This is a genomic window from Flavobacterium sp. Arc3 (assembly GCF_041431375.1).
Classification (GTDB): Bacteria; Bacteroidota; Bacteroidia; order Flavobacteriales; family Flavobacteriaceae; genus Flavobacterium.
In genome coordinates this window covers 57,069-71,967 of the sequence record NZ_JASMRI010000003.1, presented here as the reverse complement: position 1 = coordinate 71,967, position 14,899 = coordinate 57,069, and the positions used below count along the sequence as shown (strand labels likewise).

The 14,899-nt window shown below is 34.9% G+C and carries 15 protein-coding genes; 9 read left to right on the top strand and 6 right to left on the bottom strand.

Annotated features, from left to right (window positions below):
* Window positions 1–109 precede the first annotated feature (109 nt).
* The 4 genes from QO200_RS02955 to QO200_RS02940 all read left to right on the top strand — a co-directional run bounded on the left by QO200_RS02955 (window position 110) and on the right by QO200_RS02940 (window position 2,387).
* Entirely contained in the window at window positions 110–583 is a 474-nt protein-coding gene (locus QO200_RS02955; protein ID WP_371536146.1) for a hypothetical protein, read from the top strand.
* A 238-nt stretch (window positions 584–821) separates the two neighbouring features.
* Window positions 822–1,016, top strand: coding sequence for a hypothetical protein (locus QO200_RS02950; protein ID WP_371536143.1), 195 nt, complete (start codon window positions 822–824; stop codon window positions 1,014–1,016).
* A gap of 499 nt (window positions 1,017–1,515) precedes the next feature.
* Window positions 1,516–1,710 (top strand): hypothetical protein, encoded by a 195-nt coding sequence (locus QO200_RS02945; RefSeq protein WP_371536140.1) that lies wholly within the window; start codon window positions 1,516–1,518, stop codon window positions 1,708–1,710.
* 161 nt (window positions 1,711–1,871) lie between these two features.
* Window positions 1,872–2,387 carry a MepB family protein gene (locus QO200_RS02940; RefSeq protein ID WP_371536137.1) on the top strand — a complete coding sequence of 172 codons (516 nt, stop codon included), beginning with the start codon at window positions 1,872–1,874 and terminating at the stop codon, window positions 2,385–2,387.
* Here the strand turns inward: QO200_RS02940 and QO200_RS02935 are convergent.
* Together QO200_RS02935 and QO200_RS02930 are read right to left on the bottom strand one after the other, a co-directional pair.
* Complete coding sequence (locus QO200_RS02935; protein ID WP_371536134.1) at window positions 2,382–3,053, bottom strand: TrmH family RNA methyltransferase; 672 nt, start codon at window positions 3,051–3,053, stop codon at window positions 2,382–2,384. The genes QO200_RS02940 and QO200_RS02935 overlap by 6 nt on opposite strands.
* Before the next feature lie 43 nt (window positions 3,054–3,096).
* Window positions 3,097–3,465, bottom strand: coding sequence for a hypothetical protein (locus QO200_RS02930; RefSeq protein ID WP_371536131.1), 369 nt, complete (start codon window positions 3,463–3,465; stop codon window positions 3,097–3,099).
* Between the two features lie 88 nt (window positions 3,466–3,553).
* On the opposite strand from QO200_RS02930, the gene QO200_RS02925 reads away from it, so the two are divergent.
* The 5 genes from QO200_RS02925 to QO200_RS02905 all read left to right on the top strand — a co-directional run bounded on the left by QO200_RS02925 (window position 3,554) and on the right by QO200_RS02905 (window position 9,456).
* Window positions 3,554–4,246: an NAD-dependent deacylase gene (locus QO200_RS02925; protein ID WP_371536128.1), complete on the top strand. Its 693-nt coding sequence runs from the start codon at window positions 3,554–3,556 to the stop codon at window positions 4,244–4,246.
* Between the two features lie 67 nt (window positions 4,247–4,313).
* A complete protein-coding gene (purB, locus tag QO200_RS02920; protein ID WP_371536125.1) occupies window positions 4,314–5,660 on the top strand; it encodes an adenylosuccinate lyase in 1,347 nt (448 codons plus the stop codon).
* A 335-nt stretch (window positions 5,661–5,995) separates the two neighbouring features.
* Complete coding sequence (locus tag QO200_RS02915; RefSeq protein ID WP_371536122.1) at window positions 5,996–8,236, top strand: cation:proton antiporter; 2,241 nt, start codon at window positions 5,996–5,998, stop codon at window positions 8,234–8,236.
* A gap of 88 nt (window positions 8,237–8,324) precedes the next feature.
* Window positions 8,325–8,651: a lactonase family protein gene (locus QO200_RS02910; RefSeq protein ID WP_371536120.1), complete on the top strand. Its 327-nt coding sequence runs from the start codon at window positions 8,325–8,327 to the stop codon at window positions 8,649–8,651.
* Entirely contained in the window at window positions 8,605–9,456 is an 852-nt protein-coding gene (locus QO200_RS02905; protein ID WP_371536118.1) for a lactonase family protein, read from the top strand. The genes QO200_RS02910 and QO200_RS02905 overlap by 47 nt, the downstream gene beginning before the upstream one ends.
* A gap of 822 nt (window positions 9,457–10,278) precedes the next feature.
* Here the strand turns inward: QO200_RS02905 and guaB are convergent.
* The 4 genes from guaB to QO200_RS02885 form a co-directional block, all read right to left on the bottom strand.
* A complete protein-coding gene (gene guaB / locus QO200_RS02900) occupies window positions 10,279–11,751 on the bottom strand; it encodes an IMP dehydrogenase (RefSeq protein ID WP_371536115.1) in 1,473 nt (490 codons plus the stop codon).
* 177 nt (window positions 11,752–11,928) lie between these two features.
* Window positions 11,929–13,329 carry a DUF5723 family protein gene (locus QO200_RS02895; protein ID WP_371536112.1) on the bottom strand — a complete coding sequence of 467 codons (1,401 nt, stop codon included), beginning with the start codon at window positions 13,327–13,329 and terminating at the stop codon, window positions 11,929–11,931.
* Window positions 13,326–13,877 carry a hypothetical protein gene (locus QO200_RS02890; RefSeq protein ID WP_371536109.1) on the bottom strand — a complete coding sequence of 184 codons (552 nt, stop codon included), beginning with the start codon at window positions 13,875–13,877 and terminating at the stop codon, window positions 13,326–13,328. The genes QO200_RS02895 and QO200_RS02890 overlap by 4 nt, the downstream gene beginning before the upstream one ends.
* Window positions 13,878–13,989: 112 nt before the next feature.
* Entirely contained in the window at window positions 13,990–14,853 is an 864-nt protein-coding gene (locus tag QO200_RS02885) for a hydroxymethylglutaryl-CoA lyase (protein WP_371536106.1), read from the bottom strand.
* Window positions 14,854–14,899 lie beyond the last annotated feature (46 nt).

Here is a 14,899-nt window from a genome sequence, read left to right as displayed (position 1 = left end):
GTTTTATTTCATAAGAACATTTTTAAAATTTCGCAAAGTCAGGAGACTTTGCGAAGCGGAGTACACAATTTTAAGAAATCACCTATAATAACTATTAACTTAAAAAAAAATGAAAAAATATATTTTAATACTAATTATAGCTTTAGGTCTAAAATCAACCGCACAAAACTCTATTCCAAGATTTGTCAAACTAACAACAACTGAAAAAAAGTCTATTGCACAAAAACTTGATTGGCATGATGGTACTATCTTAATAATAAATTTCATAATGCCTTTAAAGTCATCAGCTACCAGCACAATAGAAGAAACTACTGTTGCCTACTGGAATGATTTTTACAAAAATTTCGATTCTGAAAAAATTAAAATAAAATTAGTCTATTCAGACTGTACGGGAAGGAAACAAATAAAAAACAGCAAAATCATCAACATCGATGAAGATGAAATTATTCGTTCGACTTTTTTTCCAAGGGACAAAACGTGTTCGGGAGTAGCTATTCTAAATAAAAAAGGTGACTTTAAAATAAAAAGTGGCAAATACACTCAAGAGAATGTTAGCGAATTAATATCTCAATTGGAGAATTAATAATAATAATAATTACTCTGCGACGACAACCTACTTAAACTAGAAATCAAATCGTAGCGTTTGTAACGCGGTCTATTAAAACATAGATTTCCTGCTTCCCCCGCTCAGCAAAGTGTAGCTGCTGCGCAAATGTATCTGACTTTGCGCAATTTTACTGTTTTATTATAAACGAAATCGTCTTAAAAGTCTCCTGACTTTTACATAAAACGTTATTATTAAAAGCCAAGACAATCCATTTATGTGGTCAAAGTTAGATTATATCCATCTTAACCCTGTCAGAGCAAGAATTGTCGAAAAAGCATCTCATTACATGTATTCAAGTGCCACTAATTATGTAAATGATGAGGGACTAATACTAATAGAAAAAGCGACTAATCCTGTTGTTGACGTTTTGGATCCTAACGCATTTACAAAGTATAATCAACAACATTAAAATAAAGTCAGGAGACTTAGTGACGCTTTTATTTCATAAGAACATTTTTAAAATTTCGCAAAGTCAGGAGACTTTGCGAAGCGGGGACTTTGCGAAGCGGGGAAAATTAGACTAAATTAAGAATTAATCATAAAAATAATTAATATATGGGATGGGTAGCAATAGGTTTAACAATTGTTTTCATAGGTTGGATTTTGTATCGACTTTTTATTAAAAAGGACTTAAGTAAAAATTTAAACAATTTATATTTTGGGCTATTTTTTATAGCAATATGGTTGTCATATTATTTGTTTATTATTACTTTTTTTTAAAGTCTTTTTAATTAATCGCTAAATACTTTAAGAAAATAAATTATTATCCACAGCTCCGCAAAGTGTAGCTGCTGCGCAAACGTCTCTGACTTTGCGCAATTTTACTGTTTTAATATAAATGAAATCGTCTTAAAAGTCTCCTGACTTTTACATAAAACGTTATTATTAAAAGCCAAGACAATCCATTTATGTGGTCAAAGTTAGATTATATCCATCTTAACCCTGTTAGAGCAAGAATTGTCGAAAAAGTATCTCGTTACATTTATTCAAGTGCTACTAATTATGTAAATGATGAGGGATTAATACTAATAGAAAAAGCGACTAATCCTGTTGTTGACGTTTTGGATCCTAACGCATTTACAAAGTATAATCAACAACATTAAAATAAAGTCAGGAGACTTAGTGACGCTTTTATTTCATAAGAACATTTTTAAAATTTCGCAAAGTCAGGAGACTTTGCGAAGCGGGAAAAAATTTAGAGACTTTAGTCTACAACGTAGTTGCGGATTTTTTTATATTTGAAACTTATTAAAATCAAATAGCTTTGAAAACCTCTCCTACAATTTATAAAGATTTGTTGATCATAAAGGAACTTATTTATGATCCCTGTGGTTTTAAATTTACTTCGTTAGTAAAAGAAGTCGAAAGTACTGAGTATGGAGCTGCCACTTTTCAACTAAACGGCGTTTCCATTACATTTAGAAACGCAAAAACAACTCCAACTAAAACAGGTCAATTTGTTACGTTGTGGAAAAGAATTGACCAAGGCCCGATTCAACCTTTTGACCTCACAGATCCAATTGATCTAGTTATTATTAACACGAGGAAAGACAATTGTCTGGGTCAATTTGTATTTCCAAAATCGGTGCTGTGTGAACGAGACGTGATAACAACAAGCAAAAAGGAAGGCAAGCGAGCAATTCGAGTATATCCTCCTTGGGATCAGGCAAACAATACGCAAGCACAGAAAACCCAAAAATGGCAATTGGATTATTTCTTAGAAATTCCATCTGAGACTCCTATCGACATAGACCGCGTAAAATTACTTTACGGCTTATAAAGCAGTTTTGTTATTTTCTAAAAAATATCTCTCCTCTATTCGTTTGATATCTTTAATGGAGTTCTTTGCCCAAGCTAAACGCTTTACTAAAATTTCTTCTTCGGATAAATGCCAATCAATATCAGAATTCCGCAATCGATTCGTCAGGTTTTGAATGATAATTGCCGCCGAAACAGAGATATTCAAACTCTCCGTAAAACCCACCATCGGGATTTTAAGAAAACCATCGGCACGCTGTAAAATTTCCTCAGACAATCCATCTCTCTCCGTCCCAAAGAACAAAGCACTTGGTTTTGTAATATCAAAATCGTCCATCAAGCAATCGTTATCATGCGGTGTTGTAGCGATGATTTGGTAGCCTTTATTTTTCAAAGTGTCTACACAGTCCGTTATACTATCATAGGTATTGATATCGACCCACTTTTGAGCGCCCATTGCTATTTCTTTATCGATACTTTTCCCGTAGCGTTGCTCAATAACATTGAGTTCTTGTATCCCAAAAACTTCACAACTGCGCATCACCGCACTCGTATTATGCATCTGAAAAATGTCTTCGACAGCAATAGTAAAATGATTGGTTCTGTTTGCTAGTACTTTTAGAAATTTCTCTTTGCGGTTGTCAGTAAGGATGTTTTCAAGGAAATTAAGGTAATCGACATCAATCATTGTGAAGTTTTTTTGGCAAAAATAGTAAAAAGAAGAGGTTTTACTAGTCAAAAATTGAATCAATAATCCCTGAAAAAATAGCTTCGCCTAAAGTTTCTTTTTTAACTTCTGGAAAAATGGGGTCTTTCTTATAGTTCTTCATTTCGTTACCTAGTAAACGATTTGTATTGTCCATAGAATAATAATTCCGAGAATTAATGTTAAAAGCATTTAATCCAGGCATAGGATTATAAAGAGAAAACGGGCTTTCTAGTTTCGAAAAATCAAAAGATATTTTATTTGCTTCAAAATGGTTGAAATTTAAATCTAAAGAATCAGCTTTAAATTTTACCGCATTAAAAGAAGAATTAGTGTTTTGGGAATATAAAACCGAAGCACTTATAAATAGGAAAAGGAAATAAATTTTTTTCATTTAGCTTCTTTTAAAAAGTAATTTTAACCCAAATTTAGAAAATACATTCCAATAAAATCATAAATTCGTAAATAAGAAGATAAATCAAATGAAAAAGAAATTAGTGGTTTTAACCGGAGCGGGAATCAGTGCCGAAAGTGGTATAAAAACTTTTCGCGACAGCGATGGCCTTTGGGAAGGACACAATGTTCAAGATGTCGCCACACCCGAAGGATGGAATAAAAACCCAGCTTTGGTTCTTGATTTTTACAATCAAAGACGAAAACAGCTTAAAGAGGTGCAACCTAATTTAGCACATCATATTTTGGCTGAATTAGAACTGGATTTTGAGGTGCAAATTATCACGCAAAATGTAGATGATTTACACGAACGCGCAGGAAGCACTAATGTACTGCATTTGCATGGCGAATTACTAAAAGTGCGAAGTACAAAAAACGTAAATTACATTCTGGATTGGACAGAAGATTTGAATTTTGGTGATTTAGACAACAATCAAAATCAATTACGGCCTCACATTGTTTGGTTTGGAGAGGAAGTTCCCGCTCTAGAAGAAGCAATTAATATTACGGAAACTGCCGATTATTTTGCCGTTATTGGCACTTCATTACAAGTATATCCAGCAGCGGGATTAATAGACTTTACAAATTCTAAAACTCCTATTTATTACATAGATCCAAAACCGATAAAAATTCCGAATTTGCGAAATCAACTCCATGTAATTCCCGAAGTCGCTTCTGAAGGAATGAAATTATTAAAAAAGGCACTTGTTGACCTTATTTAAAAAATAATCATTTTCGAAATTGCCTTTAAAGGTTTATATTTGTGCCTTTCGAACAAACAACACAACAATGACTACTTTAAACGAATTGAATGCTATTTCTCCAATTGACGGACGATATAGAAACAAAACTCTTTCTTTGGCTCCTTTTTTCTCGGAAGAAGCATTAATCAAGTACCGCGTACTAGTTGAAATTGAATATTTCATTGCTTTGTGCGAAGTTCCTTTGCCACAGCTTTCAGGCGTAAATCCTGATCTTTTTGATACCTTAAGAAATATCTATAAAAACTTTTCTACTGAAGATGCACTTTGGATTAAAGAAACAGAGAAAGTAACGAACCACGATGTAAAAGCGGTAGAGTACTTTATCAAAGACGCTTTTGAAAAATTAGGCTTATCGCAATATAAAGAGTTCATCCATTTTGGATTGACTTCACAAGACATTAACAATACAGCAATTCCTCTTTCTACAAAAGAGGCATTCGAAAAAGTATACATGCCTTCGCTAATTACTTTGACTTCAAAATTGAAAGATTTAAGTGTCGAATGGGCAGCCATTCCAATGCTAGCACGTACACACGGACAACCGGCCTCTCCTACTCGTTTAGGTAAAGAAATTGGTGTTTTTGTGGAACGTTTAGAAGAGCAAATGCGTTTGTTATTTAATATCCCATTCGCTGCTAAATTTGGCGGAGCAACAGGAAATTACAACGCACACCATGTGGCATATCCACAAATTGACTGGAGAAAATTTGGTGGTAAGTTTGTTGAAGATGTTTTAGGTTTACACCACTCTTTCCCAACAACACAAATTGAACATTACGATCATTTTGCAGCCTTTTTTGATGCTTTAAAAAGAATCAATACTATTATCATAGATTTAGACAGAGACATTTGGACGTATGTTTCTATGGAATATTTCAAACAAAAAATAAAAGCAGGAGAAATAGGGTCATCAGCGATGCCACACAAGGTAAATCCGATTGATTTTGAAAACTCTGAAGGAAATTTAGGGATAGCAAATGCTATTTTCGAACACCTTTCGGCTAAATTGCCATTATCAAGACTGCAACGTGATTTAACTGACAGTACGGTGTTAAGAAATGTAGGTGTACCAATAGGTCATACCATCATCGCATTTGAAGCAACATTGAAAGGGTTGAATAAATTGTTATTGAACGAGCCAAAATTCCACGAAGATTTAGAAAAAAACTGGGCTGTAGTTGCTGAGGCAATTCAAACCATTTTACGTCGTGAAGGATACCCTAATCCTTATGAAGCATTAAAAGGCTTAACAAGAACGAATGAAGCGATTGATAAAAAAGCAATTCATGGGTTCATTGCCACATTAGATGTGACGGAAGAAGTGAGAGCCGAGTTAATGCAAATTACACCAAGTAATTTCGTAGGAATCTAATACCATTACAAGAAAATAGTAAATTGTTACTTTATATTTTTTTGAATTTCACAAAAATAAATTGGGCAGCTGCTATTTTAAATAAAATAACTACAAAAAAAGCTATCTTTAAACGATAGCTTTTTTTTTTGCCAACCGTATGATTAAAACGGATTGACAAGAGGAACGGCAGAAGTCTAGCCCAGACTGCAATGGAAAGCCTTGCAGTATAAAAACTATTTTTATGGCAAATTGCCGAGCGACCAAAGGAAGCTCCTGCAAATGCCTAATAAAAAAGGCTTTTAGACAAAAGCTTGAAACGAAAGGCTGGAAATAGCTCCTAAAAAAAATAAAATATGAGTACTGTAGCAACAGTTGCTGAGGCATCACACCATTTAGAACCTTTAATAAGTGACTTAGGATTAATCTTAATGACTGCTGGAATAGCGGTTTTAATCTTTAAAAAATTAAAACAACCCTTAGTTCTAGGGTATTTAATCGCCGGTTTTCTAGCGGGAACGCATTTTGATTTTTTCCCGTCTGTATCTGATGTTAAAAGTGTCGAGGTCTGGGCAGAAATTGGTGTAATCTTTTTACTGTTCAGCTTAGGACTTGAATTTAGTTTTAAGAAACTGATGAAAGTGGGTGGAACCGCCTCTATCAATGCCATGACCCAAATTATTACGATGGTCATCGTAGGTTACTTAGTGGGGCAATGGATGGGCTGGCGACAGATGGACAGTATTTTTCTTGGGGTAATCCTCTCCATATCCTCGACGACAATTATTTTAAAAACCTTTGACGAACTGGGTGTAAAATCTCAAAAATTTGCCGGTATCGTTATTGGGTCGCTTATTGTTCAGGACATTGTAGCTATTTTAATGATGGTTTTACTCTCGACAGTTGCGGCAAGCCAGCAGTTTTCTGGAATGGAATTATTGCAGTCTGTACTGAAATTAGCATTCTTCCTGACGGCATGGTTTGTGGGTGGTATTTTCTTCATTCCTACACTATTAAAGAAAGCAAAACCGCTATTGACAGATGAAATGATGTTGATTATTTCGCTGGCTTTGTGTTTAATGATGGTAATTTTAGCGGCAAATGTTGGTTTTTCTCCAGCCTTGGGTGCCTTTATAATGGGTTCTATCATTGCCGAAACCACGCAGGCCGAACATATCGAACACTTGGTAAAACCGGTAAAAGATTTATTTGCGGCGGTCTTTTTTGTGTCGGTTGGTATGCTAATCGATCCTGCTACTTTGTACACTCATGCCTGGCCGGTAGCGATACTTACCTTGGTTGTTATTTTTGGTCAATCTACTAGTTCTATTATTGGAGCCTTAATATCAGGGCAGCCTTTAAAACAATCGATACAAATAGGAATGACATTGGCACAAATTGGAGAGTTCTCCTTTATCATCGCCACACTAGGAATGTCACTAAATGTTACTAGCGACTTCTTATACCCTATTGTCGTTGCCGTTTCTGCGGTGACTACTTTTACAACTCCATTTATGGTAAAAATGGCGGTCCCTTTCTCCGAGTATTTAGAGAAAAAATTACCGCGAAGATGGGTAAAAAGAATAGCGCGATACAGTGCGAATGCACAAGCAATTCGATCTGTAAGTACTTGGCAAATCGTGCTAAGAGCATATATGTCTCAAATTATAATTCATACTATAATTATAACTGCAATCATCCTGCTGTCTTCTAAATACCTTTTACCATTAGTTGAAGATTATAAATTTGGGAATCCAATTGCTGCGTTAATAACGATTGTTATCATCGCTCCTTTCTTATGGGCTTTAGCCCTTAGACGTGTTGCGGTAAAAGAAGTCGAAACATTATTTAAGGAACGAAAGTATAGAGGACCAATAATGATGATGATTTTCTTCAGGATGGGATTAGCGTTATTCTATATTGGATTTTTATTGAACATCTTCTTCTCACCAATAATTGCCTTTTTTGCTTTGCTTGCGGCTGTCACTATCTACTTCTTTTTTCCAAAGCATTTACATCGTCAATATCATAAAATCGAAAGCCATTTCTTGAAGAACCTTAATACGAGAGACGAGGTAAAAATAAAGAGACGCTATGCCAGTTTAACACCCTGGGATGGTCACATGACTACATTTGAAATAGCGAAAGAATCTAATATTGCAGGTAAAACACTGGAAGAATTACGCATACGGGAGCAAATGGGAATTAACATTGCTTTTATCAAAAGAGGGGAAATAATCATCAAAATCCCCGCTAAGACAGAGCGTCTTTTTCCAGGTGATGAGATTTGCGTCATTGGTTCTGATGCTCAGGTAAAAGAGTTTGATAACTACTTGCACCTACACGAATTTGAACCGGCAAAAAACATTAAGAAAACTGAAATTGTATTGCAACAACTGGAATTAAAAAGAGACGAGTTTGTTGGGAAAAGCATCAGTCAGTCAAAAATACGAGAAAGAACGAACGGAATGGTCGTGGGTATCGAGCGTGGTGGAAAACGTTTGCTGAATCCGGAATCTAATTTAATATTAGAAAAAGATGATGTATTATGGGTCGTAGGTGACAAAAAGAGATTAAACCAGTTCTTTAAAGAGTAGTTTTTATGCTTTGGTAATTTCTATTTTATCACCGTATGCAAACTTATAGTCTATCGTTTTTTGTATTAAAAATAATCCTGAAATGTAAATGAAAGCAGATAAATTCAGCTTAATAATCACCTTACTATTTTGTCTAAATCTCTACTCTCAAAAAGAATATGTTTTTTTTGGCTCCTATAATTGGGACAAAGCAACCGAAGGAATTTATGTGTATCATTTAGATACTGTAAATGGAAAACTCACCAAAGTTACTGCTATTAAAGACGTTTTAAATCCATCGTACTTAACCATTTCTCCAAACGGAAAGTACATTTATGCCTGTACCGAAAGTAAGATTCCAAATTCAGGAAGTGTTAGTGCTTTTAAATTTGACTCAGAAAAAAAAAGCATTAACTTTCATAAACAGCCCAAATAGTGGAGGCGAAAATCCCGTTTATTTAAACGTTCACAAAAACGGAAAATGGTTAGTAAATGGGAATTATACGGGCGGAAGTGTTTCTGTATATCCAATTTTAGAAAACGGCGCAATTGATTCAATAGCGCAAAACATCGAATTCACAGAAGGAAGCATCGTACCAAAAAGACAGGAAAAATCACATATACATTCTGCTGTTTTCTCTCCAGAATTCGACTGTCTTTTTCTGACAGATTTAGGCGCTGACAAAATAAGAGTTTATCCCTTTGACAATTCTCAAAAAGAACCGCTGAAAACGGAAAAATCAAGTGTCATAAATACCGAATTAGGAAGTGGGCCAAGACATTTTACCTTTAGTCCAAATGGAAATTTCGCCTATTGCATTGAGGAAATCTCAGGAATGATTTGTGCATTTAGCTACGAAAAAACCGAACTTAAAAGAATCCAAAGAATTGAAACTCATTCTCAAAATTTAAAAGATGGTTTTGAAAGCGCTGATATTCATATTTCTCCAGACGGCAAATTTTTGTACGCAACAAATCGAGGAAATGAAAATAACATTGCCATTTATGCAATTTTAAAAAATGGGTTCTTAAAACTTATTGGTTATCAATCTTCATTAGGGAGACACCCCAGAACATTTGCAATTAACGAAACGGGGAACTTTATAATTGTCACGAACGTAATCACCCAAAATGTTGTTGTTTTCAAAAGAAACTTAGAAACAGGGCTATTGAAAAAAGTAGGCAAAACAATAAAAATAAAGAATATTTCTTGTGTAAAAACAAGAATCTATTACAACTAAAATACTCTGTTGATGCGAGCGAAATAAAATAAAAACAATTCCAAATCGACTAGACAACTCCGCTAGAAACCGACGGAGTACGCTTGTTTCCCTACTCTAATCCTAGCATTATCTACTGAAATATCATTTTGACACCTTCATGCCTTGCAATGATTCGGGGTTTCAACCCGTCCATAAGAAACTCACATCCTGTGGACAAACAACACTCCATAATTGTAATTCTAAATCCAAAATTTATATTTTCGATTCTTATTCGAACTTAAAGAGTCTGTACTGCTCTTGTAGCGCAAACACATTAGTTTTAGTATCGTAGAATCACTAATTGTCACAACTGTCTACACAATAATAGTTTGAAATTCTGCAGAATAAAATACTTTTAACCGCTGGAAAATAGGGAATTGAATAAATTATAAATGAATTTCCGGTTGGCTCTAATATAGTAGAACGGAACGATAAGTTTAAAGAGCTTGAAAAAATTGAAAACCAAAAAGAGCGTGACGAAAAAATGGATGAACTTTGGAATAAAGAAGGTTCAAAAAGGAGGTTTTTTGTAGGACGCAGTAAAGAAAATAATTCAGGGTTATTTCTATATGATGAAAATGGAAAACCTAAATTGCAAATCTATTATTGATAAAAACGGAATTGGAAAATTGAAGTTATTGACAACGATGGCAAAATAAAAAATATAATTGATACCAAATAAGAACGCATCTTCCGAAACAGCCGCAAGTAATAAAACAAAGATTATCATCATAAAAAAAGCAGTCTAAAGTGGTAACACTCTAGACTGCTTTTAAATTATATTCTATGCCCTTTTCTTACTTATCTCGAGTAATTTGGAGATTCTTTTGTAATGGTTACATTATGCGGGTGACTTTCGTTGATACCACTTGCCGTGATGCGAACAAAACGACCTGTCTCCTGTAAGGTTGGAATATCTTTAGAACCACAGTATCCCATTCCTGCACGTAGACCTCCAATAAACTGAAGCATACTTTCGTTTAATTCTCCTTTGTAAGGTACACGACCTACAATTCCTTCGGGAACTAGTTTCTTTACATCATCTTCTACATCTTGGAAATAACGGTCTTTAGAACCACCTTCCATCGCTTCCACAGATCCCATTCCGCGGTAGGATTTAAATTTTCTTCCTTCAAAAATAATAGTTTCTCCAGGAGATTCTTTAGTACCTGCAAGAAGTGAACCTAGCATTACACAATCAGCACCTGCAGCAATTGCTTTAGGAATATCTCCTGTGTAACGAATTCCTCCATCAGCAATTACCGGAACTCCTGTCCCTTTTAATGCTGCTGCAACTTCTAGAACTGCAGAAAATTGTGGAAAACCAACACCAGCCACGATACGTGTTGTACAAATTGAACCAGGTCCAATTCCTACTTTTACACCATCAGCACCATTTTCAACTAGGAATTTTGCCGCTTCAGGAGTAGCGATATTACCTACGATAACATCTATTTGAGGAAATTTAGCTTTTACTTCTTTCAGTGTATTTATCACACCTTGAGTATGCCCGTGAGCTGTATCAATGATGATAGCATCAACACCTGCATTTACTAAGGCTGACGCTCTTTCTACTGCATCACCTGTAACACCAATCGCAGCTGCTACACGCAAACGTCCATAAACATCTTTATTAGCAATTGGTTTTTGAGTTAATTTAGTGATATCTCTAAAAGTGATTAATCCCACTAATTTACCTTCTTTATTGATAACCGGAAGTTTCTCGATTTTATGCCCTTGTAAAACTACTTCGGCTTGTTCTAATGAAGTTCCTTCGGCAACGGTAACCAAATTTTCACTCGTCATTATCTCAATAATAGGTCTTGCATTGTTTTTCTCAAAACGCAGATCTCTATTGGTTACAATTCCTTTCAATCGGTGGTCTGCATCAATAATTGGAATACCGCCAATTCCGTATTCTTTCATCGCATTTTTAGCGTCCGCTACTGTAGAAGTAAGCGGTAAAGTAACAGGATCGATAATCATACCTGACTCCGCACGTTTTACTTTACGTACTTTGGCAGCTTGTTGCTCGATTGTCATATTTTTATGCAAAACACCTATTCCACCTTCTTGAGCCATAGCAATTGCCATAGCACTTTCAGTAACAGTATCCATAGCTGCGGATACAATAGGAACATTAAGCGTTATATTTCTTGAAAATTTTGTTTGGATACTTACCTCTCGAGGAAGCACATTAGAGTAGTTAGGAACTAATAATACATCATCGTATGTTAAACCTTCGCCGATAATCTTGGAGTTATGTGCTATCATGTTGCAATTTGTAGTTGAATTGCGTGCAAATATAGCAAATTATTTTGATTTAAAAAAGTGAAAGGACAAGGTTTTAAAAACCGACAAAAATACTCTAATTTTACACTACTCCGAGCTATTAGATATCGTTTATTTTTTATCAGTTACGAGGTTTATCCTCTAACGCAAAAAACACTCTTAGTATGGCGAATCACTGTCTTTAAAAATAAAATTAAATCCAAACTGAAAGAATAGACTATTGGCTTTTGCCAAATCCCGATATTCTAAAAGATTGTCAGCCATCAGATATACATTGAATTTACCTAACGTACTTGATAGTCCTAAACCAATATTTTTATACGAATAAGAATCTACCGTGTACGTTGCTTTCATTTGTAACTTATCGAGTAAATTCCTTCTATAATATCCTGTTAATGCCATCATAGGTGCTCTAGGAGTCGTCATTACAAATAACTGTCCTCCTACTGCGTTCTTATATTCTGATTCCGATACGGTACAACTACAGTCTACTCCTCCTCTTGAATCATTAAAAGAATATTGATAAGAACTGTTGAATTTTATAGGTCTCCAAGTCTTGTAAGCGCTGTAAATCGTATCTCGCGGAATTGCTTCTTTAAACTCCTGATATACATCATTAGGAGAGTTAGTACTATTAAAACTCGGATTTATACCTTCATATTTATAATAGCCTTTGTAGGTAAACGTTTCAACATCTTTACTGTGTTTTACAAATCCTACATCTAGAATACTGGCTGTAAACTGAATGTTCTTTTTAGGATAATAAGTTAGTCCCAAATCAAATCCAAGCCCTAAATCTGCTCCAAATAGTGCCTTCTTTCTAATATCACCAGCTGCGTCCCCTTCATAATCTTCAGCAATATATTCTGAAATTCCGGAAGTATTCAGTTGCAAATCGGAGTAAATAACTTGCTCATAAACTGTGTTTTGGGCCGGAATAGTATAGATATATCCTGAATTTTTAGTCGAAGTTGCGTTAAAGGAACTCGAATAAAGTTTAGCTCTTCCCCCAAGAACTAGTCGATCAGTTACATTTTTATGGAAACCCACATGCAATACTGAAAGCATCTCTGCTCTTAAACTTAAATCTCCTAAGTTAAATGATTTATCTAGGTAATCCCTATTTCCGTCCAAAGCAAGTAAAGCAATATCCTTAGGCATAAACATCATGAAATCAAATTCCTGATACATTCCGAATGAAATATATCCCTTATTTTCCATCCAATCACCTAATTTAAATCCGCCGCTGAACAGCTCAATCTGCTCATTGATAGCTACCTTGTCATTTCGCGAAGAGTTATATACCACATCGCGGAGTTTCGTGTTAAAATCCACTCCGTTATCAGCAAATAAATCATACGCTGAAAAACTAGTCGTTCCCGCATTTACAGAAATACCCGATAATAAAGGAACACCAAAATAAAATTTATAGCTAACATCAGCACCCGGATTAGTCATTAAAGATTGAGGAACTGCCGTAAAATTATATAAAATTTGCTTGTTTTGAGACCAACAACCAACGGATATAAATACCATCAAAAACAGATATACTTTTCTCATTCTACCACTAGATAAGCAGTTGCACTTGAACGTAGTTTTAAACTCCCTGGACTATTCGCATTCAATGCAGAACCGGCACCCATTTTTATAACAAAACCCATTCTCTTAGAACTTTTTAATAAATCAAGGTTAGCATTTTCAAAAATTTCTGTTTGGGTTATTAATTTTTCGGTTCCTGAATAAGCAGGAACATCAAAATGAATAGTGTAAAGTAACTGGTCATTTCCATCTAACAATTGGATATCAAGACTGTAAGACCTAGTAATAGTATTGTTTATTTCAAAAAAGAAGTCGGCTCGTGTTAACCTATTTCGAAAAAAAGAATCTCTAAAGATATCAAAATCCTGCGCATCAAAAGCAACATTCTGCTCCACTCCATTCACCACAAATTGACTTGCAGGAATTTCAAAGGAGGTCAGGTTTGCAATAAAAACAGGCTCTAATTTTAAGTCGTTTACTTGATCGAAATCTAAATCACTGCTACATGAAAAAGAAAGCATTACCAGCAGCAATATTCCAAAAATTTTATTGGTTTGGTTTTGATTCATACTAAAAGTGTAAGCAGCAAAAATAAAGTATTCATTGTAATAACAACGATGCAGTTGTTAACTTATTATTACATTTATACACTATTACAACAATTTCATCATTTAGTATGTTTTAGTGAAACTCCCTAAACAACTTAGAAGCTTCATTATAAGCACTTTCAAAACTTAATGGGTTCAGATTTGTAATTACTTTATTAGCGGTAAAATAAGATAACAACTTCTCTGTTGGCATATTACCGGTTAAATCGTCTTTAGCCATAGGACAACCTCCAAATCCTTGAATGGCGCCATCATAACGGCGGCAACCTGCATTATAAGCAGCATCTATTTTTTCAAACCATTTATCTGGTGTCGTATGTAAATGGGCTCCAAACTCAATTTCTGGATATTTTGGAATCAAATTAGAAAACAAATAACTGATTACATCTGGAGTAGAGCTACCAACAGTATCCGAAAGCGACAAAATTTTCACTCCCATGTTTGATAGTTTTTCGGTCCACTCTCCTACAATATCTACATTCCAAGGGTCTCCATACGGATTGCCAAAACCCATAGACAAATAAGCCACTACTTCCTTGTTTGTTTTATCAGCAATTTCCAGAATTTCTTCCAAAGTAATTAACGACTCGGCGATGGTTTTGTGAGTATTTCGCATCTGAAAATTCTCGGATATCGAAAAAGGATATCCTAAATACTGAATTTCAGCATGCTCAGAAGCCATTTTCGCTCCTCTTGTATTAGCAATAATAGCCAGTAGTTTACTTCTAGTTTGTGATAAATCCAATTGTGCCAAGACAGCAGCGGTATCCTGCATTTGCGGAATTGCTTTTGGAGACACAAAGCTTCCAAAATCGATCGAATCAAAACCTACTCTCAATAAAGATTGAATGTACGCTACTTTTCTTTCGGTGGGAATGAATGGCTTAATCCCTTGCATGGCATCACGTGGACATTCTATAATTTTAATTGGCTCCATATATTTTCAAAGATAATAAAACTTGGAAAGTAGCAAAGACTAAGAT